The sequence below is a fragment of the Vicinamibacterales bacterium genome (assembly GCA_035699745.1).
Taxonomy (GTDB): domain Bacteria; phylum Acidobacteriota; class Vicinamibacteria; order Vicinamibacterales; family 2-12-FULL-66-21; genus JAICSD01.
Window position 1 is genome coordinate 44124 of record DASSPH010000067.1, and the last position, 23577, is coordinate 67700.

General features: G+C 69.3%; 21 protein-coding genes. 16 read left to right on the forward strand and 5 right to left on the reverse strand.

From position 1 onward, the window contains the following. Positions 1 to 13 precede the first annotated feature (13 nt). From VFK57_14765 to VFK57_14790, 6 genes are all read left to right on the forward strand, one after another. Positions 14 to 1150, forward strand: a complete 1137-nt coding sequence (locus tag VFK57_14765; GenBank protein HET7696973.1) for a DGQHR domain-containing protein — start codon at positions 14 to 16, stop codon at positions 1148 to 1150. Positions 1151 to 1658: 508 nt separating this feature from the next. Further along, positions 1659 to 3890 carry a TonB-dependent receptor gene (locus VFK57_14770; GenBank protein ID HET7696974.1) on the forward strand — a complete coding sequence of 744 codons (2232 nt, stop codon included), beginning with the start codon at positions 1659 to 1661 and terminating at the stop codon, positions 3888 to 3890. A 37-nt stretch (positions 3891 to 3927) separates the two neighbouring features. After that, positions 3928 to 5382 (forward strand): M20/M25/M40 family metallo-hydrolase, encoded by a 1455-nt coding sequence (locus VFK57_14775; GenBank protein ID HET7696975.1) that lies wholly within the window; start codon positions 3928 to 3930, stop codon positions 5380 to 5382. A gap of 17 nt (positions 5383 to 5399) precedes the next feature. Beyond that, positions 5400 to 6164: a 5-oxoprolinase subunit PxpA gene (locus VFK57_14780; protein ID HET7696976.1), complete on the forward strand. Its 765-nt coding sequence runs from the start codon at positions 5400 to 5402 to the stop codon at positions 6162 to 6164. Next, positions 6161 to 7378 (forward strand): MFS transporter, encoded by a 1218-nt coding sequence (locus VFK57_14785; protein ID HET7696977.1) that lies wholly within the window; start codon positions 6161 to 6163, stop codon positions 7376 to 7378. Before VFK57_14780 ends, VFK57_14785 begins: the two co-directional genes overlap by 4 nt. Beyond that, positions 7378 to 8574, forward strand: coding sequence for a hypothetical protein (locus tag VFK57_14790; GenBank protein HET7696978.1), 1197 nt, complete (start codon positions 7378 to 7380; stop codon positions 8572 to 8574). Before VFK57_14785 ends, VFK57_14790 begins: the two co-directional genes overlap by 1 nt. On the opposite strand, the gene VFK57_14795 is transcribed toward VFK57_14790, so the two are convergent. After that, the gene (locus tag VFK57_14795; GenBank protein HET7696979.1) at positions 8575 to 8796 is read right to left on the reverse strand and encodes a hypothetical protein; all 222 of its coding nucleotides are present in this window, start codon (positions 8794 to 8796) and stop codon (positions 8575 to 8577) included. It abuts the gene before it with no gap. Positions 8797 to 8894: 98 nt separating this feature from the next. On the opposite strand from VFK57_14795, the gene VFK57_14800 reads away from it, so the two are divergent. The 6 genes from VFK57_14800 to VFK57_14825 all read left to right on the forward strand — a co-directional run bounded on the left by VFK57_14800 (position 8895) and on the right by VFK57_14825 (position 13607). Then, complete coding sequence (locus VFK57_14800; protein HET7696980.1) at positions 8895 to 9662, forward strand: hypothetical protein; 768 nt, start codon at positions 8895 to 8897, stop codon at positions 9660 to 9662. After that, positions 9659 to 10990: a S41 family peptidase gene (locus VFK57_14805; GenBank protein ID HET7696981.1), complete on the forward strand. Its 1332-nt coding sequence runs from the start codon at positions 9659 to 9661 to the stop codon at positions 10988 to 10990. The genes VFK57_14800 and VFK57_14805 overlap by 4 nt, the downstream gene beginning before the upstream one ends. Positions 10991 to 11101: 111 nt before the next feature. After that, complete coding sequence (locus VFK57_14810; protein ID HET7696982.1) at positions 11102 to 11797, forward strand: hypothetical protein; 696 nt, start codon at positions 11102 to 11104, stop codon at positions 11795 to 11797. A 73-nt stretch (positions 11798 to 11870) separates the two neighbouring features. After that, the gene (locus VFK57_14815; protein ID HET7696983.1) at positions 11871 to 12644 is read left to right on the forward strand and encodes an enoyl-ACP reductase; all 774 of its coding nucleotides are present in this window, start codon (positions 11871 to 11873) and stop codon (positions 12642 to 12644) included. After that, on the forward strand, positions 12628 to 12912 hold the full coding sequence (locus VFK57_14820; protein ID HET7696984.1) for a BON domain-containing protein: 285 nt from the start codon (positions 12628 to 12630) through the stop codon (positions 12910 to 12912). The genes VFK57_14815 and VFK57_14820 overlap by 17 nt, the downstream gene beginning before the upstream one ends. 11 nt (positions 12913 to 12923) lie before the next feature. Next, a complete protein-coding gene (locus tag VFK57_14825) occupies positions 12924 to 13607 on the forward strand; it encodes an FAD-dependent oxidoreductase (GenBank protein ID HET7696985.1) in 684 nt (227 codons plus the stop codon). 21 nt (positions 13608 to 13628) lie between these two features. Here the strand turns inward: VFK57_14825 and VFK57_14830 are convergent, their stop codons facing one another. The 4 genes from VFK57_14830 to VFK57_14845 form a co-directional block, all read right to left on the reverse strand. Next, positions 13629 to 16124, reverse strand: a complete 2496-nt coding sequence (locus tag VFK57_14830) for an HD domain-containing phosphohydrolase (GenBank protein ID HET7696986.1) — start codon at positions 16122 to 16124, stop codon at positions 13629 to 13631. Continuing rightward, entirely contained in the window at positions 16121 to 17626 is a 1506-nt protein-coding gene (locus tag VFK57_14835; protein ID HET7696987.1) for a S8 family peptidase, read from the reverse strand. Before VFK57_14835 ends, VFK57_14830 begins: the two co-directional genes overlap by 4 nt. Before the next feature lie 260 nt (positions 17627 to 17886). After that, complete coding sequence (locus tag VFK57_14840) at positions 17887 to 19224, reverse strand: sigma-54 dependent transcriptional regulator (protein ID HET7696988.1); 1338 nt, start codon at positions 19222 to 19224, stop codon at positions 17887 to 17889. Continuing rightward, positions 19217 to 19642 (reverse strand): hypothetical protein, encoded by a 426-nt coding sequence (locus VFK57_14845; GenBank protein ID HET7696989.1) that lies wholly within the window; start codon positions 19640 to 19642, stop codon positions 19217 to 19219. Before VFK57_14845 ends, VFK57_14840 begins: the two co-directional genes overlap by 8 nt. Positions 19643 to 19737: 95 nt before the next feature. Here VFK57_14845 and speY point away from each other — a divergent pair, with 95 nt between their 5' ends. The 4 genes from speY to VFK57_14865 are packed head-to-tail and all read left to right on the forward strand — an operon-like array spanning position 19738 to position 23574. Beyond that, positions 19738 to 20943, forward strand: a complete 1206-nt coding sequence (speY, locus tag VFK57_14850; GenBank protein HET7696990.1) for a deoxyhypusine synthase — start codon at positions 19738 to 19740, stop codon at positions 20941 to 20943. 43 nt (positions 20944 to 20986) lie between these two features. Beyond that, positions 20987 to 21409, forward strand: coding sequence for a DUF5615 family PIN-like protein (locus VFK57_14855; protein HET7696991.1), 423 nt, complete (start codon positions 20987 to 20989; stop codon positions 21407 to 21409). A 28-nt stretch (positions 21410 to 21437) separates the two neighbouring features. After that, a complete protein-coding gene (gene nagA, locus VFK57_14860) occupies positions 21438 to 22664 on the forward strand; it encodes an N-acetylglucosamine-6-phosphate deacetylase (protein ID HET7696992.1) in 1227 nt (408 codons plus the stop codon). 19 nt (positions 22665 to 22683) lie between these two features. Then, positions 22684 to 23574 (forward strand): DUF4097 family beta strand repeat-containing protein, encoded by an 891-nt coding sequence (locus VFK57_14865; protein HET7696993.1) that lies wholly within the window; start codon positions 22684 to 22686, stop codon positions 23572 to 23574. Positions 23575 to 23577 lie beyond the last annotated feature (3 nt).

Sequence of the window (23577 nt, forward strand, 5' to 3'; positions counted from 1 at the left end):
TACTGGAGGCCCATTGATCAGCGTCGCCGCCATCCGGATGCAGCAGTTCGGGGTGCAGTTCTACCAGGCATCACTCTCGGCCAACGACATCGACAAGCTCGTCCGGTTCGAGGTCCTCGACTACGGGGAACAGGGGCAGCCGGTCCGCGGCGGACGCAAGAAGAGCGCGGCGCCGTCGAAGGTGAACTGGGACCTGCTCGAACGGCGGATCGCCTCCAGCGACAAGGCGTATCAGCGCGCGATCATCCGCCGCAAGATCGACGAGCTGGTCGCGTACTACGAGCAGTGCCGGCAGGCGCGCGATCTACCGTCGATCGCCGGCGCCGTGATCATCTCGTGCGACGAGACGCTGAAGTTCGAGCCGGTCGAGAACGGATCGCCGCTCGGCACGCTGAAGGTGCCGGAGCGCGAGGGGATCCTGCGCGCGATCGACGGCCAGCACCGGCTGCTCGCGCTGCACGCCGACATCGATCGGTTCGGCGACGAAAGCTTCACCGTGCCGGCGATCATCTTCGATCGCCTTCCCGAGGATCACGTCGTCCAGATGTTCGTCACCATCAACGCGAAGCACACGCGGCTGAACGCCTCGCACCTGGTGTCGCTGTCGGGACGGCAGTTGTACCGCGACGAGAACCTCGCGGCGGCGCACGACGTGATGCGGGCGCTGAACGATCGCGAAGACTCACCGCTCTACGGCGAGATCAAGCTGCTCGGCGTCGGCAGCGGGCGCGTCGCGCAGGCGCCGCTGGCGCAGGAGCTGAAGAAGCTGTTCGCGTCGGAGGCGTTCGGGCCGGGCAAGAAGGGCGAGGCGTTCCGCGAGGAGTCGAAGAAGTTCTTCGTCAACTACCTGAAGCAGGTGGCGCAGGTGTTCGGCGCGGCGTGGACCGGCCGCAAGTACAGCATCAAGTCGGCGAGCGCGCTGCGCGCGTTCATCCGGGTGGCGCCGGACGTCGTCCGGCGCCTGGATCAGGAGCACGCCGACCGCACGGACTTCCGCGCCATCGGCCGCGTCATCTCCCCGTGGGGCCGGCGGATCGGCGATCTCCGCTTCGAGACCGAGGGGGCGTGGAAACGCGCGGGGACTACCGTCGACTCGCTGTCGAAGGAGCTGCGGCTGGCGCTGCAGTACCCGGAGGGAGCTTCGGTGTAGTCGCTTCGCTCCCTGTCGGGCAGGGACAGGGACAGTCGCTTCGCTCCCCGTCGGGCAGAGTGGAAGGGGGCTCGCTTCGCTCGCTGTCGGGCAGGGTGGAAGGGGGGCTCGCTTCGCTCGCTGTTGGGCAGAGTGGAATCGGGCGGAGCGGAACGGAGCGAGCGGCGTAGCGCGAGCGTAGTGGAGCGTAGCCAGGGGGTCCGGGGGAAGCGCGACGTGCTCGGTAACCCTGCGCGTCGCGATATTCCCCCGGACAAAAAAAGGGGCGCCGAAGAAATTCGGCGCCCCACGGATTTGCAAACGACCCGGCTCCCCAGCAACTCACGGCTCCCTGCCGTAAATATTCAGGCCGTCTGCACCCTCCTATTGAGCAAGGGGCGTACCGCTGTTTTTTCAAGCATTTCGAGGGACGGCGCCCCGGGCGGACCGACAGTTTTGGGACGTTCGATTACAGTTTTGTCTTGCTGCGCTTCTGACCCTGGCGTTCAGCGTTCCGGCGGCCGCCGCGATGGGGTCCCGCGGCGCGCCGCAAGGGATCAAATCCGGCTCTGAGCCGGCTCTGGCGTCGCTCGCCGGACAGGTGGTGGACGCGCGGACCGGGGCGCCGCTCGAGCACGTGCGCGTCGCCGTGGAGGGCGGCGGCACGGCGCTCACCGACCGCGAGGGGCGGTTCCGGATCGAGGGGCTGGCGCCGGGAACGCACCGTCTCCAGGCGTCCGTGGTCGGCTATGCGGTGTTCCGCGGCGAGGTCCGCGCCGGCGAGGCCGCTCCGTTGATCATCCGCCTCAGCGAAGGGACGTCCGCCTACAGCGAGACGGTCACGGTCGGCGCCGATGTCTTCCGCGGCCCGCCCGACCCCGTGCCCTCGGCGTCGATCATCGGGAGCGCCGAGCTGCTCAACCTGCGCGGCGTGCTGGCGGACGATCCGCTGCGCGCCGTGCAGGTGCTCCCCGGCGTGGCGACCGGTGACGACCTCCGAAGCGAGTTCACCGTCCGCGGCAGCGACTTCCGCCACATCACCTTCACCGTCGACGGCTTCGCGACGCCCTACCTGCTGCACGCGGTGCGCGGCGTCGAGGATCGCGGCCCCACCGGCTCGGTCGCGATGATCAACAGCGACGTCCTCGAGGACGTCACGCTCCTGAACGGCGGGTATCCGCAGTACTTCACCGGCCACACCGGCGCCGAGGTGGACTTCCGGCTCCGCGAGGGCTCGCGCGAGCGGCGGATCTTCCGGGTCGCGGTCAGCGGCACCAGTGCGTCCGCGGTGGCGGAAGGTCCGCTCGGCGCGCGGCGCGGATCGTGGCTGGTCTCGGCGCGGCAGTCGTATCTCGATGCGATCGTGCATCGGCTGACCGAGCGCGCCGTCAGCTTCGGGTTCAGTGACGCGCAGGCCAAGCTGGCCTACGATGTGTCGCCGCGCCACCACCTCGATCTCACCGCGCTCACCGGGCGATCGCGGTTCGCCAACGATCCGGATCAGCGGGAGATCGACGACATCCACGTGGGGCGCAACGCCTCCGTCGTCGGCGTCGCCGGCTGGCGCGTGACCACCGCGCGCGCCGTGCTGTGGCAGCGGCTCCTGGCGGCGGACAACCGCTTCCGCAACGAGAACACCAGCGGCGTCGAGCTGGACGACGGGCGTGACCGGCAGCTCGCGTATCGCGCGGACCTGACGGTCGAGGCCGCGCCGCACGTCGGACTCAGCGCCGGCGCCCAGGCGGAGCGGCGCGACAACCGCCGCGTCCGGCGGCGGCTCGCCGCCAACCGCGTGTCGCTGCTGCAGCTCGACGACTATTCGGGGGACGGACTGATGACGGGCGGATTCGTGTCCGCGCGATGGACGCCGTCGCCGTCGTTCACGCTCGCGCCCGGCGTTCGCGCGGATCGCTGGGGATTGACGGCACAGACCTCCGCATCGCCGTGGCTGCAGTCGGAATGGCGCGCGAGCCGCACGCTGCGCCTCCGCGCGAGTGCCGGCCGGTACGTGCAGTTCGCGGACTTCGAGAACGTCCTCGGGATCTCCGCCGGGCCGGGCCTTCGCCCGGAACGGGCCCTGCAGTTCGACGCCGGGATCGAACAGCGCCTCGCCGACGACCTCCGCGTCTCCGTGACGCTCTACGACCGCGAGGAACGCGGCATGCTGCGGCGGCCCGGATCCGAGACTCGCGTCAGCGGCACGCGCGTCGTCCGCGGCGCAGCGGACGCGCGCTACGACAATCGCCTGGACGGGTTCGCGCGGGGCGTCGAACTCTCGCTGCAGCGGTCCGCGCCCGGCCGCGGCATCTCGGGCTGGCTGTCGTACGCATTCGCGAAGAACCGCTACCGCGATACCGTGTCGGGCGAGAGCTTCTGGGGTGATTCGGATCAGCGGCATACCGTGAACGCCTATGCCATGTATCGCCACTCCGACCGGGCGAGCTTCGTCGCGAAGCTCCGCGTCGGCAGCAACTTCCCGATCACTGGCTACTATGCCGAGCAGGACGGCAGGTACGTCGTCAGCGACCGGCGCAACACGGCGCGGCTGCCGGCGTACGCCCGGCTCGATCTGCGCGCGAACCGGACGTTCACGTGGTCGCGGCACCGCCTGACGCTGTTTGCCGAGGTGATCAACGTCATGAACCGCGACAACGTGCGCTTCGATCCTCCCGGCGTGAACACGGCGACGCGCGCGACCGGCAGGCCGTTCGATTCGATGCTGCCGATCGTGCCGTCGGTGGGCGTGTTGATCGAGTTTTGAGCCCGGCGTCCGGCGTCCGGTGTGCGAGGTCCGATAGATGCGGATAGTTGCGACTGGCGTACTCTCACTGGCGCTCGCGCTGCAGCCGGCGGATCTCCGGCGCGGTGTGACGGACTATGTGGCGGGACACGAGAAGCAGATCGTCGCCGAGCTGCTCGAGCTGCTCGCCATCCCGAATGTCGCCGCCGATCGGCCCAACATCCGGCGCAACGCGGAACACCTGCGCGCACTGCTGACGCGCCACGGACTGAAAGGGGAGATCCTCGAAACCGGCGGGAACCCGCTCGTCTACGGGGCGCTCGACACGCCCGGCGCCGCGCGCACGGTGCTCTTCTACTGCCACTACGACGGGCAGCCGGTGGATCCGTCGAAATGGAACCAGCCGGATCCGTTCACGCCGGTGATCCGCGGTGAAGGGCGCGACGCGCGCATCTATGCGCGCTCGGCGTCCGACGACAAGTCGCCGATCGTCGCATTGCTGGCGGCACTGGACGCGCTGAAGGCGGCGGGCCTCGCGCCCACCGCGAACGTACGCGTCATCCTCGACGGCGAAGAGGAGGCCAGCTCGCCGAGCCTCGTACCGGCGATCGCGCGCTACCGCGACAGGCTGCGCGCCGACGTGATGGTCATCCTCGACGGTCCGGCGCACTCGAGCGGCCGTCCGACGCTCGTCTACGGCGCGCGCGGCGTGGCGACGCTCGATCTGACCGTGTTCGGCCCGAAGAGCGGCGTGCACAGCGGCAACTACGGGAACTGGATTCCGAATCCCGCGATGCGCCTGTCCGCGCTGCTGGCGACGCTGAAAGACGACGACGGGCGGGTGCGGGTGGCGGGCTACTACGACGCCGTCGCGCCGCTCACCGCGGAGGAGCGCGCCATGCTGGACGCGGTGCCGGAAGACGGCCCGCGCATGCTCGAGACGTTCGGCGTCGCCGCCCCGGAGCGTGCCTATCCCAGGCTCCAGGATGCGCTGCAGCATCCGACGCTGAACGTCCGCGGCCTCGCCAGCGCGTTCGTCGGCGCGGGCGCGCGAACCATCGTGCCGGATCGCGCCACCGCGGCGATCGATCTCCGTCTCGTGAAGGAAACGCCGGCCGACGACCTGATCGCCAAGCTGCGCCGGCACATCGAGCAGCAGGGTTTCCATCTCGTGGATGGCGAGCCCGACGCCGCCGCGCGGGCGAAGTACGGCAAGCTGGCGCGATTGACCCTGACCGGGCCGGTGATGAACGCGTTCCGGACGCCGACGTCGGATCCCGAGGCCCGTGCGGTGCTCGCGTCGATGACGCGCACCTTCGGATCGCCGCCCGTGCAGTTGCGCACGCTCGGGGGCAGCGTGCCGATCGCCCCCTTCATCGAAGCGCTGGGATTTCCCGCGCTGCTCGTGCCGATCGTGAACTTCGACAACAACCAGCACGAGGAGAACGAGAACCTTCGCCTCGGCGCGCTTTTCGACGGCATCGTCACGATCGCCGCGGTACTCCGCATGTGACAGGCGAAGCCCCTCGGATGAGAATCGACCTCAATTGCGACATGGGCGAGTCGTTCGGCCTCTGGACCATGGGGGCCGACGATCGCGTGATGCCGCACATCACGTCGGCGAACGTCGCCTGCGGCGCGCACGCCGGCGACCCGCTGGTCATGCGCCGCACCGTCCGGCTCGCGAGCGCGGCGAACGTCGCGATTGGCGCCCATCCAGGATTCGCCGATCTCCAGGGCTTCGGACGCCGCGAGATGACCGTCGATCCCGCCGAGCTGGAGGCGTCGCTCATCGCGCAGATCGGCGCGCTGGCCGCAATCGCCCGCGCCGAAGGGGTTGGCCTGCAGCACGTGAAGCCGCACGGGGCGCTCTACAACATGGCGGCGCGCGATCGGGCGCTCTCCGACGCGATCGCGCGTGCCATCGCCGCCGTCGATCGCTCGCTCATCCTGTTCGGACTGCCGAACTCGCCGATCCTCGAGGCCGGCCGCGCCGCCGGACTCCGCACCGCGGGAGAAGGGTTCGCCGATCGCGCCTACGAGCCCGACGGATCGCTCACCCCGCGGTCGCGCAGCGGCGCCGTCATCCACGACGTCGACGCCGTCGTTTCCCGGGCAGTCAGGATGGCGCTCGACGGGATCGTTCTGACGCCCGCCGGGGCGGAGGTTCCGCTGCATGTCGACACCATCTGCGTGCACGGCGATACGCCCGGCGCGGCGGAGCTCGCCCAGCGCATCCACGACGCGCTCGAACGGCGCGGCGTCACGGTGTCGCCAGTCGGAGCCTGGCTGTGAAGTGGTGGCGCGAGGCGGATACGGCGGCGCGGCGGGCGTTGATCGCCGGCATGCTCGGGTGGATGCTCGACGCCTTCGACGTCATGCTGTTCGCCCTCGTGCTGCCAGCGGTCAGCGCCGACCTCGGACTGACCAAGGCGGAAGGCGGCGTTCTCGGCTCGGTGATGCTCGTCGCCGCCGCGGTCGGCGGCGTCGGCTTCGGCTGGATCGCCGATCGCTTCGGCCGCACGCGCGGCCTGATGCTGAGCGTCGCGCTCTACTCCGTCTTCACGTTCGCCTGCGGCTTCGCGACCAGTCTCTGGCAGTTCGTCCTGTTCCGCATCTTCCTCGGGTTCGGGATGGGCGGGGTGTGGACCAGCGGCGCGGCGCTCGTCTCCGAATCCTGGCCGTCGCACAGCCGCGGCCGGGCGCTCGGTTTCATGCAGAGCGGCTGGGCGATCGGCTATGCCGCGGCGGTGCTGGTGAGCGGCTACGTGCAGCCGCGCTTCGGCTGGCGCGCCGTCTTCTTCCTCGGCATCCTGCCCGCATTCTTCACCCTCTGGGTGCAGCGGCGGGTGACGGAGCCGGCGATCTGGACGGCGGCGTCGCGCGCGAAGACCGCGGCTCCCGCGATCGGCGCGATCTTCACGAGCGGCATCGGCGGCCTGACGGTGATCCTCACGCTGATGAACACCTGCACGCTGTTCGCCTGGTGGGGGTTCAACCTGTGGCTGCCCAGCTACCTGAAATCTCCCGTCGCCCAGGGGGGCGCGGCGCTCACCGGCGCAGCGACGACCGGTTACCTGTTCGTGATGCAGGCCGGGATGTGGGTGGGCTACGTCACCTACGGCGTGATCAGCGATCGGATCGGACGCAAGACCGCGTACGTGATGTATCTGCTCACCGCGGCGGTGCTGCTCGCCGTCTACGTCACGGTGCGCAATCCGACGCTGCTGCTCGTGCTCGGTCCCTGCGTCGCCTTTGCCGCGACCGGGTACTTCTCCGGCTTCGGAGCCGTGACCGCCGAGATCTACCCGACATCGATCCGCGCCACCGCACAGGGCTTTACCTACAACATCGGCCGTCTCGTCAGCGCCGCGGCGCCGTATCTCGTCGGCACCCTCGCCGATACCCGCGGCTTCGGCCAGGCCCTGCTGGTGTGCTCCGCGGCGTTCGTGCTCGCCGCGGTGATGTGGATCTGGATCCCCGAAACGAAAGGACGCGCGTTGAAGTGATGCCCCGCTCTCTTGCGCTCACCGCCGTGTGTCTGTTCGCCGCCGGATCGGCGTCGGCACAGAACCTCGACTCGTACGTCCGTTACGAACTGCTCGCACCGCAGACCGCTCGCGTCCGCGTCACGCTCGACGCGACCATCAGCAAGGCGGGCGCGACGTCTTTCTCCGATGTGATCCGCGTCGGGCAGGAGCTCACCGATATCGTGGCAACCGATCTCGCCACCGGCGATGCGTTGAAAGTCGAACAGAAGGTCAAGGGTGCGGTCAGCGTGCTCCTGAAACGCGCCGTCCCCGAAGGTGGGGAGGCGCGGGTGCGTCTGCAGGCGAGTTACGCCAACCCTTCGGAGTACCACAGCTCGGGCGACGCGCTCGAGTTCCATCGAACTGATCTGCCGCCGCGCGGCGCCATCGTTCTGCCCGCGGGGTACGAGATCCTGGCGTCGGACATGCCCGTGCAGGTGCTCGAACAGGCGGACGGGCGCATTGCCGCGAGCTTCATGCAGACACGCAGGTTCAGCATGTACATCAGAGCGCGGCGTATGACCGGACGGCCGGCGCCCTCCGTCGCTCCGTCAACACCGCCGCCGACGCCACCGATCGCCGATGCGCCGCCACGCGAATTGCCGATGAACCAGATTCGCGTCGCCGAGCGCGCCATCCAGGACCGCACGATCGTCTACTTCCTGAAGGAACCCGAAACGCACGCGTTCGCGCTCTATCACGACTACACTGCCGCCCGAGAAGGCGAGCACCAGTACGTGAACGTGGTGCGCGCCGGCAGCACCGTGTCGGATCCCTCCGCGAAGAACCTCGACACCGGCGAGGCGCTGAAGACGCGCACGCTGACCGGCGCCGACATCGCCCGTGAGAAGATCGACATCCCGGATCGCGTCGAGCCGCACACCCAGGTCGTGCTCATTCCGTTTCCACCGGTGAAGAAGGGCACGTCGGTGCGGCTGCGGATCTCGGAAACCTACACGGACCCGGCGCGCTACGCGCTCGTCGACGGACAACTGATGTGGCATCGCAGCTTCGGCCGTCCGCGCAACGACATGGTGCTGCCGGCCGGCTGGTATCTGACGACCAGCTCCATCCCTGCAGCGATCACGCAGGAGAGCGACGGCCGGATCCGGTTGTCGTTCTGGAATCCGCGTCCCGACACGCTCGACGTCCTCGTCCGGGCGCGCCGCCGCTGATTACGTTTTGGTGATGTGGGTGACGACGCCGACGACGTAATGGAGATCGACGCGATCGCCTGCCTCCAGGCTGCGCGGAATCGACTCCTTGCCGACGCGGGCGATGCGGACCTGCCCCTGCGGGTCGTCGGGGTCGGTGTAATACACGTCGAGGGAAATCTGCCCGTGGATGCTGATGGGCTGGATCTTCTGAACGATCGCCGGTTTCGACCCCTTCAGCATGCCGTCAGTATAGCCCTCCGCCTGTGCTGGCGCCCGGCCCGCCAGGCGCGGAATGCGCTACACTGAGACAGCTTCCCCGCCTGCTCAGGAGTTCCTGCATGATTCTTCGTTCTGCCGCTCTTGCGGTGCTGTTCGCCGCGCCGTTCTACGTTCAGGCGCCCGCCCAGAAACCGGAGCCGGCCGCCGCCGCGCTGCCCGATGGCCGCGAGATCGTCAACCGGCACATCAAGGAGATCGGCGGACGCGAGGCCGTGCTCAGCCACACGTCGCTGCAGGTGAAGGGGACGCTGAGCGTGCCGGCGTCCGGCATCTCCGGTCCGATCGAGATCTCCGCCGCCGCCAACCCCGATCGCGTCATCGTCAAGACGTCGGTCGCCGGCATCGGCGACATCATGGAAGGTTTCGACGGCTCGCACGCCTGGTCGCTCACACCCATGACCGGCCCGATGCTGAAGGTCAACAAGGAGCTGACGCAGGCGAAGCTCGATGCGGATTTCTACAGCGAGCTGCGCGATCCGAAGAAGTATCCCTCGATCAAGACCGTCGAGAAGACGACGTTCGACGGCCGGCCGTGCTACAAGGTCCAGCTGCAGCGCATCGACGGCAGCGAGGATTACGATTTCTACGACGCGTCCACCGGCCTCCGCGCCGGCAGCATCAACACCCGCGAAACGGCGATGGGCACGATGACCGTCACCACCGTGACCGGCGGCTACAAGAAGTTCGGCAACCTGCTCGTCGCGACCGCGCAGAGTCAGAAGGTGATGGGGGTCGAGCAGACGATCACCGTGACGTCCGTCGAGTTCGACAAGGTCGATCCGGCGGCGTTCACCCCGCCGGACGCCATCAAGGCGCTGATCAAGTGACAGTGCGGCGCGTCGCAGCATCCTCGCTGATCGTCGCGCTCGTCCTCGGCTGGCGCGCCGTCTCGGCCGAGGTCTACAAGGCCGCGGAGACCTTCGACGCCGTGTGGACCATCGTGCGCGACAGCCATTTCGATCCGAAATTCGATCGCGCCAACTGGGATCGCGTCGGCGAGGAGCTGCGTCCCAGGGCCAGGAGCGCCAGGACCGCCGGCGAGCTTCGCGCCGTGCTCGCCGACATGCTCGGCCGGCTCGGCCTGTCGCATTTCGCGGTGATCCCGAGCACGCCCGATTCACCCGGCGATCGCACCAATCTCAGCGGGCATCCCGGGTTCGACATCCGTCTGATCGAGAAGCAGATCGTCGTCACCGACGTGGATCGCGACGCGGCGGCCGCAGGCGTGAAGCGCGGCTGGATCGTGCAGTCGATCGGCGGCATCGACACCGCGGGCATGCTTCAGACGATCACGGAGTCCACCTCGCCGCAGGTCGCCCAGGTGGAAGCCTGGCGCCTCGCGGTGACGCGGCTGCGGGGGCCGGCCAGTGCGCCGGTCGAGATCACGTTCCTCGACGGCTCCGGCGCGCCGGTGAAGAAGACCATCACCCGCCGCTTCGATACGGGCGAACCCGTGACGGTCGGCAGCCTGCCGACGATGTACGTCCGCGTCACCTCGTCGGAGGCGTCGACGCCGCGCGGCGGCAAGGCCGGCGTGATCGGATTCAACGTCTGGATGACCGCGGTCGATCGCGATTTCCAGATTGCCGTCGACAGGTTTCGGTCGGCGGACGGCATCGTGATCGATCTCCGCGGCAACCCCGGGGGGCTCGCCGGGATGATCATGGGGCTCGCCGGCCACTTCCTCGCCGAACGCGCCACGCTCGGCGTGATGACGACGAAAGACACGGCGCAGCCGCTCCGGTTCAACGCCAACCCGCGGCTGGTCAGCGCGGCCGGACGGCGCGTCGAGCCATACGGCGGGCCGCTCGCGATCCTCGTCGACGGTCTGACCGGCAGCGCGTCGGAGTGCTTCAGCGGCGGCATGCAGTCGCTCGGGCGCGCCCGCGTGTTCGGCCAGACGTCGATGGGCCGCGCCCTGCCGGCGTTGTTCGACAAGCTGCCGAACGGCGACGTGCTGATCCACGCGTGGGGGGATTTCGTCACCGGCACGGGCGTGCGGGTGGAGGGACGCGGCGTCGTCCCCGACGAGCCGGTGGCGCTGACGCGGGCGGCCCTGCTGGAGGAGCGGGATCCGGTGCTGGAGCGCGCGCTCGCCTGGATCGACGCCGCTCGAACGGGCGCGGCTGCGGGCCGCAACCCCCGGCAGCCATAGGAGTTAATCGTCGCACGGTTGCGCTCTGGGGGGCGCGTCTGCTAGACTCTAGGTACCTGCAACGCGTCTATCCCAGCCCACCTTCAGGAACAATTCGGGGGAAGTAGAGTAATGGAGCAGCGCCGGCTGCGTCTCGGTGACATTCTGGACGACTACTGTCCGCGCGAGCGGCGCGTGACCAATCACGCCGTCGTCGCGATGATCGAGGAAGACGTCAAGCAGACGCGCTGCACGACGTGCGACGCCGAACACGTCTACAAGGGCGGCCAGGCGCCGCGGCGCCGAAAGCCGCAGTCGACCGGCGCTCTCTACAAGGAAGTTCTCGCCGGCATCGAGGAGCCCGGCGCGAGGCCGCGGGGCGCGGCACCACATCGTGAGCCCGAACACTTCGTGGAGCCCGACGACATGACCGATTCCGACAACTCGCCCGAGTCCCCCGTTCCCGCTGTTCTCGGCGACGCCGACCTGCCCGAGGACGACGACAGTCAGGCGCGCCTGCTGCCGCCCGAGCCCGACGAAGCCTCGATGCACCGGCCGCTGATCCGCGCGCAGCTGCCTCGCCCGGAAGGATTCAAGATCGAGCGCCAGGCGCCCGAGTTCACCATCCGGCAGAACAACAACGCGCGCGGCGGCTTCCGCGGACGGGGAGCCGGCGGCAGCGGGAACGGCAACGGCAACGCCGGTCATCGCTTCGGCCGCGGGCCGCATCGCGGCGGCGGATCGGGCCGTGGTCCCAACCAGGGCTTCGGGCGCGGCGGCGGCAGCGGACAGTCCCGGCCCGGCGGCCCGCGCAAGCGCGGACGATAGACCGCCACCGGCGGTCCGCTGCGACTCGCGGCCGGCTTCCCGCTTTCCGCCGGAAGCTGATACCTTCTCGTTGATGTCTTCTCTGTCCGGAAAAACAGGCCTGATTGTCGGCGTGGCCAACAAGCGCTCGATCGCGTGGGCGGTGGCGCAGGCGGCGGCCGGCGCCGGCGCGCGGCTGGCGCTGACCTACCAGGGGGAGCGTCTCGAGGAGAACGTCCGCGATCTCTCCGCCGGCCTCGCCGATCCGCTCATCCTCCCGCTCGACGTCACCGACGACGGCCAGATCGCCGGCGTGTTCGAGGAGATCGACCGCTCGTTCGGCGGCCTCGACTTCGTCGTGCACGGCGCCGCGTACGCGCCGCGCGAGGAGCTGTCGAATCCGTTCGTGCAGACGACGCGCGAGGGGTTCCGCATGGCGCTGGACGTCAGCGCCTACTCGCTCATCGCGCTGGCGCGCGGCGCGCTGCCGTTGATGGAGAAGCGCGGCGGCGGCAGCATCCTGACCTTCACCTATCTCGGCAGCGACCGCGTGTTCCCGAACTACAACGTGATGGGCGTCGCCAAGGCCGCGCTCGAGTCGACGGTGCGGTATCTCGCCGCCGACCTCGGTCCGAAGAACATCCGCGTCAACGCCGTCTCGGCGGGGCCGATCAAGACGCTCGCCGCCTCCGGGATCGGCGGTTTCTCGACGATCCTCCAGGTCTACCGCGATCGGGCGCCGCTCAGGCGCACGGTCGACACCTCCGAGGTCGCCGCCGCCGCGATGTTCCTGCTGACCGACGCCGGCCGCGCGGTGACGGCGGAGGTCCTCATGGTCGACGGCGGCTTCCATGGCACGGGCATGTGAGGTCCTGCTGCTCGTCGTCCTGCTCGCCGGCTGCGGCGCGGCGACGAGCGGCACGCGCGACGATCAGACGATCGCGACGCGCGTGAAGATCGCCCTGCTCAACGATCCGCGCGTCGGGCCGCAGCGGCTCGACGCCCGCGTCTCCCGCGGCGTCGTCACGATCAGCGGCACCGTGAAATCGCAGTCGGACGCCGACGCGGCGATCGCCGCTGCGCGCAAGGTGCGGGGCGCGCGCGGCGTCAAGTCGGAACTCACAATCGTCCCCTGACCGAAGCGACCGTGCGGCTGCAGTCGAATTTCCTCGCCACCCCCACGACGCGGATCGTGCGTGTGGCACTCGACGGCGCCGCGTTCTCGTACCGCGCCGGGCAGTCGGCGTCGATTGCCGTGCAGCCGGACGATCCGGGTACGCCGTACTCCATTGCCTCCGCTCCCTCCGAGACCGCGGCGACGGGCTGGGTCGAGTTCCTCGTCAAAGTGGACGGCAGCAACAGATTCGGGGCGCGGGTGTCGCAGCTCGAGCCGGGCATTCCGCTCGTCGTCAGCCGGGCCGCCGGCCGCTTCCTCGTTCCGGAGACGGCGCCGCACCACCCGCTGCTGTTCATCGCCGGCGGCACCGGCATCGCGCCGCTGCGATCGATGATCCTCGAGTGTGTGAACAGCGGGCGGCGGGGCGGGATGGCCCTGGTGTACTCGGCGCGCACGCCGGAGGAGTTCGCCTATCTCGACGAGCTGCGCGCGCTGGACGAGGCCGGCACGCTCGCGCTCACCCTGACGCTCACCGGCGACGCGCAGGACTGGCGCCACGCGCGCGGACGCGCCGGCGATCGCCACCTCGCCGAACTCGCCACGCCGAAGACGATGGCGTTCATCTGCGGCCCGCCGTCGATGGTGGTCGACATTCCGCAGGCGTTGATGCGCCTCGGCGTCCCGCGGGAGCAGATCAAGACCGAAGACTGGTAGCTGGTAGCCGGTGGCCGGTAGCTAGATAATCCCGGCGACCGCGCGCTGGATGTCCAGATCGGTCAGCTCGGAATAGCCGCCGCCCGGGGCCGCCGGGCCGCCCGGATGATCCCGGTGCGGGCGCCGCTTGCGCCCCGACTTGTCCTGATACATGCGGCTGTCTGCCGTCGCGAGCAGCGCCTCGTACGATTCGCCGTCCTGCGGAAACACCGCCGATCCGATCGAGATGCCGAGCTGCAGGCGCTTGCCCGGCCGCGCCTCGAAGTAGACCTCGTCGATCGCCGTCTGCAGCTCCTGGCGCTTGTGCTCCGCCTCGTCGGCGCTGCAGCCCGACAGCACGACGATGAATTCGTCGCCGGCGTAGCGGACGCAGATGTCGTAGGGGCGGATCGCGGCGCGCAGCACGCGCGCCACCTCGCACAACGCCCGGTCGCCGACGTGGTGGCCGTGGTTGTCGTTGATCTCCTTGAAGTGGTCGAGGTCCATGACCATCAGCGAGACCTCGGCCTTCAAGCGCTCGGCGCGCGCCAGCTCGCGCGTGAGGTGCATGAACAGGAAGCGCGTGTTGGGCAGCCCGGTGAGCGGGTCGGTCAGCGAGTCTTCCTGCGTCTGCTCGAACAGCATCGAGTTGTTGATGACGGCGGCGGCCTGTTCGGACACGCGGTCGAGCAGCCGGCGGTGATCGTCCCGGTAGAACGCCGCCTCCGTGTGATAGACGGACAGAGTACCGATGAAGCGCTCGCTGAACATCAGCGGGCAGACCAGCGCCGATTGCAGGCTGGTGGACAGCTGGGTCAGCCCCGCGGCGTCGAGATCGGCGCTCGGCCGGGCGTTGACCAGCGGACGGCGGTTGCGCGCCACCCAGCCGGTGAGCCCTTCGCCGCTGTGCACGGTGATCTGCTGAATGACGTCGGCGTCGGTGCCGGTCGCAAACCGGCAGCGCAGCGTTTCCGTTTCCTCGTCGTAGAGGAACAGCGCGACGCACGCGAACGGCACCAGGTTGGTGAGCTTCGCCGAGATGAGCGCCATCGTGTCGGAGACGCCCAGGCTGGTGCCCATCGCCTGGGCGATCTCGTAGAGCGCGTAAATCTCGCGGTGCGCCAGCGCGATGTCCTCGAAGACGTTCTTCTTCGACACCTCGGGAGCCAGGCCGGTCGCCGGCTGCGCTTCCGGCGTGCCGTCTTCCTGCTCCTCCCGCCGCACGCTCTGGTCGAGCGTGCGCGCCTCCTGCTGCAGCGCCGGCAGCAGATCGGTGAACATCGCGACGACCTGCGGGTCGAGCCCCTTGCCCGCCTCCTGCTGCAGCAGCGCCAGCGCCGCTTCCGAGGTCATCGCCTTGTGGTAGGGACGCTCCGCCATCAGCGCGTCGAAGTAGTCGACGACCGACAGGATGCGCGCGCCGAGCGGAATCTCTTCACCCTTCAGCCCGGCCGGGTATCCCTTGCCGTCCCAGCGCTCGTGGTGGCTCAGGATCAGCGGCGCCACCGGATACGGGAACGGGACGGAGCTGACGATGTCGGCGCCGACTTTCGGATGGGCGCGGATCTTCTGGAATTCCTCGGGCGTGAGCGGCCCCGGCTTCGAGAGAATGTGCTCGGGCACCGCCAGCTTGCCGATGTCGTGCAGCAGCGCCGCGGTCTTCACGCCCTGAATCTCGTTCTCGCTCATGCCGAGCCCGCGCGCCAGCGCGGCGGCATAGAGCTGCACGCGGCGGATGTGGAGCTGCGAGGTCTGGTCTTTCGCGTCGATCGCGAGCGCCAGCGCCTCGATGGTCGCCAGGTGCAGGTCCGCCATCTCCTGCGTGTGGCGGCGCTCGTCCTCGACGCGGCCGAGATAGACCTTGTAGGTGTGATACGTCAGATAGAGCGGCGCGGCGAGCAGCGGCAGCAGCGTGACCAGCTGCTGCTGCAGGCTCATGATGTACGACACGCCTGCGGCCGCGCCGGCGCCGACGAAATAGCTCGGCGCGCTCCACAGGAAATTCTCGTTCCACACCTTCATCAGCGGCTGCTTCACCGACAAGGCGATGGCGGTCGCGACCGTCAGGGTGTTGAACAGGAAGTACACCGTCGCGGCGCCGACCAGCGGCTTGGCGATGTCGATCGTCGAAACGTTCCCGGGCGATCCGCCGAGCCACTTGTACGCCACGCCCGCCGCCTGCACCGTGACGATCAGGCACGCCATGCTGAAGAGCGTGCGGTGGATCGGGTTGCGCTCCTTGATGCGGAACGTGCACTGGCTGAAGGCGCTCGCCGCCGCCACCAGCATCGTCTCGTTCGGGCCAAGCAGCAGCAGCGCCGCGAAGTCGACCGCGTACGACACGGACATCGTCGACGACCGCCGCGCCAGCGGCAGGTTCACCTTGAACACCGAGGTGACCGACGACAACAGCAGCAGCGCCAGGAACAGCCACGCGCTGTGGTGGAATTCCTTCGGGAAGAACGCCGCGAGCAGTCCGGCGCCGAGCCCGATGATCGAGCAGACGTAGATCCGCGCGGCGAGCGGGAGGGCCTTCATCGCGGCTCCTCCTCCGGCAGCACGCGGGGACGGCGGCCCGCCGGGGCGCGCCAGAGCACGTCTGCGGGCGCCTCGGCGGCGCTCCAGACCATCCGGTCGGCGGCAACGCGGTCGACTGCCTCGGCCGGAACGGCAGGCGCGGCGTATCGCGGAACCGCCGCGCCGCTCGCAACCGCCTGCGCCATCTCGACGGCGGCGCGCGCGTCGAGGAATCCCGCCCCCTGCGTCATCGCGTCGTACTCGGCGTGCGGTTCGGCGGTGACCTGCAGGATCGCCTTGACGTGCTCCGGCGTCAGCGCCGGATTGGCCTGCAGCATCAGCGCGATCGTCGCGCTGACCACCGGCGCCGCCATGCTGGTGCCGCTCAGCGACAGGTAGGGCTGCGCCGCCGTGGGCACCGTCCCCCAGAGCCGCATCGCCGGCTTCGTGTTCCACAGCGTGCTGCCCGGCTCCGCGATCGATTCGATGCCGACGCCAGGGGCGACCAGGTCCGGCTTCGCCTGCAGGTCGATCGCCGTCGGGCCGCGCGAGCTGAACGCCGCGACCATGTCGTCCGACCGGCCGATGGTGCCGTTGTGGCTCGAGGCCCCGACGGCGATCACCCACGGCGCGTTCGCCGGCGCGCCGACGCCGCCGGGCTGCGCGCTGCCCTCGGCGGAGCGGCCGAGATTTCCCGCCGCCGAGACGACGACGATCCCGGCGTCGACGGCGCGTTTCGCCGCGAGGGTGAGCGGGTCGGTGGCGTATGACTCGTACACGCCGGCCGCGACCGAGAGGTTGATGACGCGGATGCCGAGCGTGTCCCGGTTCGCGATGGCGTAATCGATGGCGGCGATGACGTTGCTGATGTAGCCCTGGCCGTTGGCGTCGAGCACTTTCTCGACCAGCAGCGTCGCGCCGGGGGCGACGCCGCGGCGCCGCCCTTCGGAGTCGTGGCCGTCGCCGGCGATGATCCCGGCGACGTGGGTGCCGTGGCCGTAGTCGTCGTAGGCGGCGGGCTGGAAATTCACGAAATCGGCGAAGCGCGCGACCCGGCGGCTGCCGAGATCGTCGTGCCAGTTGGCGACGCCGGAGTCGATGATGGCGATGCCGATCCCGGTGCCGTCGACACCGAGCTGCTCGCGTACCCACGTGGCGCCGACGGCCGCGCCGGTGCGCTCGAGCGTGCCGTAGATGCGGCGATCGAGGCTGACGCTCTGCACACCGGGGAGGCGTGCCAGGGCCGGCAGCGCGGCGTTGGGGACGTACGCCACCTGGCCGCCGACAGAGAGCAGGCGGCGTCCCGACAGCCCGCGAAGCCGGCGAATCGCGAGGTCGGTGGCGGCGGGGGAGACGCGCGGATCGAGGCGGAGGATGACGCGCGAGCTGCCGGCGGCGCGGGCGCGGTCGCGCAGCTCGCGATCGAGGCGCGGCGCGACGTCGGCGGGCGCAGAGGCCGACACGGCCGGCGCCTGCACGAGCGCGGCTAACAGGGCGCTGAGAACGGCGAGCTGTCGGAGCATTCGCAGGGTTGGTTTCGAAACCGGCTTGCCTCGCCACAGGGAAAGGCGCTGAGCCGGACTGCAAGGCGGCTGCCGATTGTCCAGCTTTGGGACTGTTTTACAAAGCCCATTGTCCCAACGACTTACACGGCTCTTCACACCGCTGCATTAAAGATGCGGCGGCGAGGGCGCACACCCCATGTGCCTTTCTGAGACACGGCGTCCCAAACCTGTGGCTAAGTCCTTTCAATTCAGGCACGTATCCCGTGTGCCGTTCTGGACTACCCGTCGCTTCGGTTTGTTCTGTTTCGGGACGGCGGCGGCGCCTCTTCGAGGCCGTATTCGACGATTTTCCGGTACAGCGTGCCGCGGCTGATCTCCAGAACCGCGGCGGCCTGTTTCTTGTTCCAGTTGACGCTCTCGAGCACGCGGGAGATGTGCGCCCGCTCCGCGTCGGCCAGCGAGGGCAGGCGCTCGCGCGAGGACTCCGCCGGCGCCTCGGTGGCGTGCAGGAACTCGATGTCGGTTCCGCGGATCACGCGGCCGGGGGAGGACAACGCGGCCCGGGAGACCGTGCTCTCCAGCTCGCGGATGTTCCCGGGCCAGTGATAGTTCATCATCATCTCGGCGGCTTCCTTGGAGAACGACTTGCCGTCGAGCGGCAGGCCGTTGGCGGCGCAGTAGCGCGCCAGGAAGCGCTGCGCCAGGACCGGGATGTCCGAGGTGCGCTCGCGCAGCGAGGGCAGGCGGATCGAGAACGCGTTGACGCGGTAGTAGAGATCCTCGCGGAAGCGCGTGTCGCGGACGAACTGTTCGAGCGGCCGGTTGGTCGCGGAGATCAGCCGGAAGTTCACCTCGATCGAGGTGTTGCCGCCGAGCCGCTCGAAGCGCCGCTCCTCGAGCACGCGCAGCAGCTTGGCCTGCGCCATCAGCGACATGTCGCCGATCTCGTCGAGGAACAGCGTGCCGTTGTTGGCGAGTTCGAGCCGCCCCGGCTTGCGATCGTGCGCCCCGGTGAACGCGCCCTTCTCGTAGCCGAAGATCTCCGACTCGAACAGCGTGTCGGGCAGCGCGGCGCAGTTCACCGCCTGGAAGCGGTGCGTGCCGCGGCGGCTCAGCTCGTGGATCATGCGCGCCACGAGCTCCTTGCCGGATCCCGTCGGCCCGAGGATCAGCACCGAGATGTCGGACTTCGCGGCGGTGCGGATCCACTCGAAGATGACCAGCATCTTCTCGTCGCGGCCGATCATCTCGCGGAAGCGCTGCACCGCCGGCGATCGGTCTTCGGTGCTCACCGTGGCGCGGCGCTCGAGGAACTGGTCGAGCAGATCGCGCAGCACGCCGTGCTCGGGCTCGACCACCCCGTACTTCGGCGCGCCCGGTCCCGGGATCTTCTTGGTGATGCCGAACGCGACCAGCTCGCGGACGCAGTTCTCGACGTCGAGCCGCATCCGGCCGAACGTCTGCATCAGCGCTTCGACGTCGAAGGTCTCCTCCGGCCGCGCGCACATGAAGCGCAGGATCGCGGCCCGCAGCGGCGACTGCACCAGCGACTGGAACTTCGCGGTGACGTCGGCGGCGTCGGCCCGCCGCGTCAGCAGGTTGTCCGGATTAGACATGCTTCGCCTGGCGGTTCGGGCCGTAGTACTCGCTCTGGTACCTGTTGATCAACCGCTTCATTTCCACCGCGTCGCGCTTCCGGTGCCCGTAGCAGCGGACCGGCTCCGATCCGCCGCTGGTCTCGATCACCACGTTCGCGAAGAACAGGTTGGTGTCCACTTCCACCGACGCGACGTGCGCCATGTGGATCGATTGTTCGCGCCGCCCCACCCACTGCGGCGTGTAGTGCACGACGCTGTCGGGCAGGATCGCCACCTGCGTCGGGAACAGGTGATTGCCGCGGCTCCACCGGCTGGCGCGGAACACGTGCGCCCCCGGCATCCGCCGTCCTCGCATCACGATCGCCACCGCCAACCCTGCCGCGAGCGCGACCGCGGCGACGACAACCCAGACCCACAGAGCATTCGTGTCATTCATTGGCGCTCGCAGACCGGTCGGAGAGGCCTAACAGTCGCTCCGCCGCCCGGCCGGTGTCAAGCGTCTTATCGGTTCGTTGATGCTATTCTTCCAGAATGCCGCACCGCCCTTCGACAAATGCTCAGGGCGCCCCGAGCAACGCCGAGGGGCGGGCGCCCGGTTCGCCGGGACGCGGACCTGGTCAGTACCTCCAGGGCAGGCAAATCCGCTACTACCGTCCCCGCGGCAGCGCCGACATCCGGCAGCTGATCGACGGCGGCTTCCAGGCGTTCAACGCCGGGCGGCTGTCCGAAGCCTGCCACATTTTCGCCGACAAGATGCTGGCGCCGGCCAGCGACACGACGATCGGCCTCACCGTCGCCGGCGCGCTCACCCCCGCCGGTCTCGGCGGCTGCGTGATCGAGCTGATGGAGCGCGGCCTGATCGACTTCATGATCAGCACCGGCGCCAACCTGTACCACGATCTGCATTACGCGCTGAACTTCTCGCTCCACCGCGGGTCCCCCTTCCTGGACGACGTCGAGCTGTACGAGCAGGGAATCATCCGCATCTACGACGTCCTCTTTCCCGCGACGGTGCTGCTCGAGACCGACGCCTACATCCGCGACTTCCTGGTCCGCTCCCGGCTCGCCGGGCCGATGTCCACGTCGGCATTCCACTACGCGCTCGGTCAGGACCTCCTGGCGCGCAACCCGGAATGCGCCGAGTACTCGGTGGTCGCCAAGGCCGCGCAGTGCGGCGTGCCGGTCTACACCTCGTCTCCCGGCGACAGCTCCATCGGCATGAACATCGCCTACCACGAACTGATGAACGGCGGCACCCTGATGATCGACCCGAACCGCGACGTCAACGAGGTCTGCGCGATCATCCTGGCCGGTCACCAGAACGGCTGCGTGATCCTCGGCGGCGGATCGCCGAAGAACTTCTACCTGCAGGGGCAGCCCACGCTCTGGGAGGTCTACGGCATCCCCAAGGGGGGGAACGACTACTTCATTCAGTTCACCACCGATCAGGTCGTGTGGGGCGGCCTCTCCGGCGCCACGCCGGCCGAAGCGGTGAGCTGGGGCAAGGTGAATCCCGGCGTGCTCCCCGATACCGTCGTCGCCTACTGCGATTCGACCATCGCGTTTCCGCTGTTCTGCGAGTACGCGGTCGGCGCCGAACACAACCGGCGCGCGCGCCGCGAGCTGGTGCACAAGCGCGACGAGCTGGTGGCGGATCTCCTGAAACAGGCGCGCGCCGCGAAGACCTCGAAGGCCGGCGCGACCCACGAGCCTGCGGAGATCGATCGTCACCGATGACGCCGTACTGTCCGTCCTCGATCTTCCGTCTTCCGTCCTGATCATGGGTACCCTCGCGTCCGAGCTCGGCCCGTTCGTCGAACACGTCGCCGATCAGCCTCGCGTGTACGCCGACGCCAATCTTCCCATCGGCGTCGTCGCCTTCATGCGCGAGAAGCTCGGATGGGACGTGTTCTTCGTCATGGAGCACGACGATCTGCGGCGCGCCCGCGACATCGAGCACTTCCGCCTGGCGCGGCAGCTCGGGCGCACGCTCGTGACGCTCGATCGCGACTATCTCGACGATCGGGTCTTTCCCGCCGAGGAAGGGGCCGGGGTGATCGTGTTCTGCGTCCCCGACGAGCGCTGGCTGCGCAAGCTGCTCACCCGGATGGATCGCGATCTGTTCCGCTCGTCGGACGCGCGGCCGCTCCCGCTCGAGCGGCGCAAAGTGGAATGGCACATCGACGCGCAGCCCCGGAGTTGATCGGCGCGGCGCGGGCGGCGATGACGGCATGATTCGCATCACCGGCGCCGATCTCGTCCTGCCCGACCGCGTCGCCGCCGGCGCAAGCCTCACCATCGACGGCGACCGGATCGCGGAGGTCGCCTCGGAGGACCGCCCGCCTGCCGGCGGAAGCGACCTGACGTTCACCTTCGACGATCACTACCTGGTGCCAGGGTTCATCGACGTGCACGTGCACGGCGTCGAGGGGATCGATACGCTGGACGGCGAACAGGCGATCGCGGCGATCGCGGAGCGGATGCCGCGCTTCGGCGTCACCGCCTTCTGCCCGACGTCGCTCGCCTGCGATCCGCCCACCCTGCGCCGCATGCTCGCCGGCGTTCGCGTCGCCCGCACGACGCGTCCGCCGGGCGGCGCCCGCGTGCTGCCGGCGCATCTCGAGAGCAATTTCATCAACCCCGAATACAAGGGCGCACAGCCGGAATCCTGCCTTCGCCTGCCGCGGCCGGATTCCCCGCGCCGAAGCGTCGCCGCGGCGAAGGGGAGCGCCGGGGAGTGGACCGGCGCCGACATCCTCGCCGAGATCGCCGCGGCGCGCCCCGACGTCGGGATCGTCACGCTCGCGCCGGAACTGGACGGCGCGCTGGATCTGATTCGCGATCTCGTGTCGCACGGGCATCACGTCTCGCTCGGCCATTCGGCCGCGACCTACGACCAGGCGATGGAAGGCATCCGCGCCGGCGCGCGCCAGGCGACCCACCTCTTCAATCGCATGCCGCCGCTCGGCCACCGCGCGCCCGGTCTCACCGGCGCCGTGCTCGAGTCGGACGACGTGGTCGTGGAGCTGATTTGTGACGGCGTCCACGTGCATCCGGCGATGATGCGCATGGCGCTCGCGGCCAAGCGTCCCGAGCGCGTGATGGCGATCACGGACGGCACCGCGGGTTCCGGACTGCCCGCCGGCTCGACCGCGGCGATCGGCGGCTATGCCATCAGCATCCGCGACGCCGCCTACCTGGCCGACGGCACCATCGCCGGCAGCTCGCTGACGATGGATCGCGCGTTTGCCAAGCTGACCTCCGAGATCGGGCTGAGCCTCTCGGATGCGGCGACCGTCTGCGCGACGACCCCCGCGCGCGCCCTGGGGCTGCAGGGATTCGGCCTGATCGCCCCAGGGGCGATCGCCGATCTGGTCGTCCTCGACCGCGACCTTCGCGTCGTCCAGACGTGGATCGGCGGCGTTCTGGCCTGGCAGCGGGAACTTCGGCAACCCTGATCCTCGTCCAAGCGGCTGTATGAAATCGGTACTTCCCGCCGCCGCGCTGGCCGCGATCCTGCCCTTCGCGGCCGGCTGCGTCGTCGTGGACTCCCAGGGCCACATCGAGCGGGAGGAGAAGCGGTTCCGCGTCTCGGGCACGCCGGAGGTGCGCCTGACGACCTTCGACGGCGCGATCGAGATTCGCTCGGGCGACACCACGGCCGTGCTGGTGGAGATCGAGAAGCGCGGGCCGACCAAGGAGGCGCTGGAGCAGCTCACGGTCGACACCAAGCAGGACGGCAACCGCATCGAAGTGTCGGTGAAGCGTCCGGCCGGCGAGATCGTCGTGTTCGGCATCGGCCGGATGTCGCCGACGGCGAAGCTCATCGTGACCATGCCGCGCGACGCCAACGTGTACGCGCGCAGCGGCGACGGATCGATTCGCGTCGATCGGGTGCGCGGGCGGCTCGAGCTGCGCACGGGCGACGGCAGCATCCGCGCCAGCGACATCGGCGGCCAGATCGTGCTCGCCACGGGGGACGGCTCGGTCACGATCGACAACGCCGAGGGGGATCTCGACGTCGACACCGGAGACGGCAGCGTGAGCGTCGCGGGCAAGCTCGACGTCGTGAAGGTGCACACCGGCGACGGCTCGATCACGTTCCGCGCCGAACCGGGCACCGCGATGAAGGCGGACTGGTCGATGACGACCGGGGACGGCGGCGTCGCGCTTTACCTGCCGTCCGACTTCGCCGCGGAGCTCGACGCGCACACCGGCGACGGCGCGATCCGCAACGAGCTGCAGATCGAGACCGGCGGCGGTGGCAGCGAGCGCGTGCGCCGGACGCTCAAGGGGCGGCTCGGCGCGGGCGGGCGCACGCTGCGGATCCGCACCGGCGACGGCAGCGTCCGGCTGAAGTCTTCATAGCAC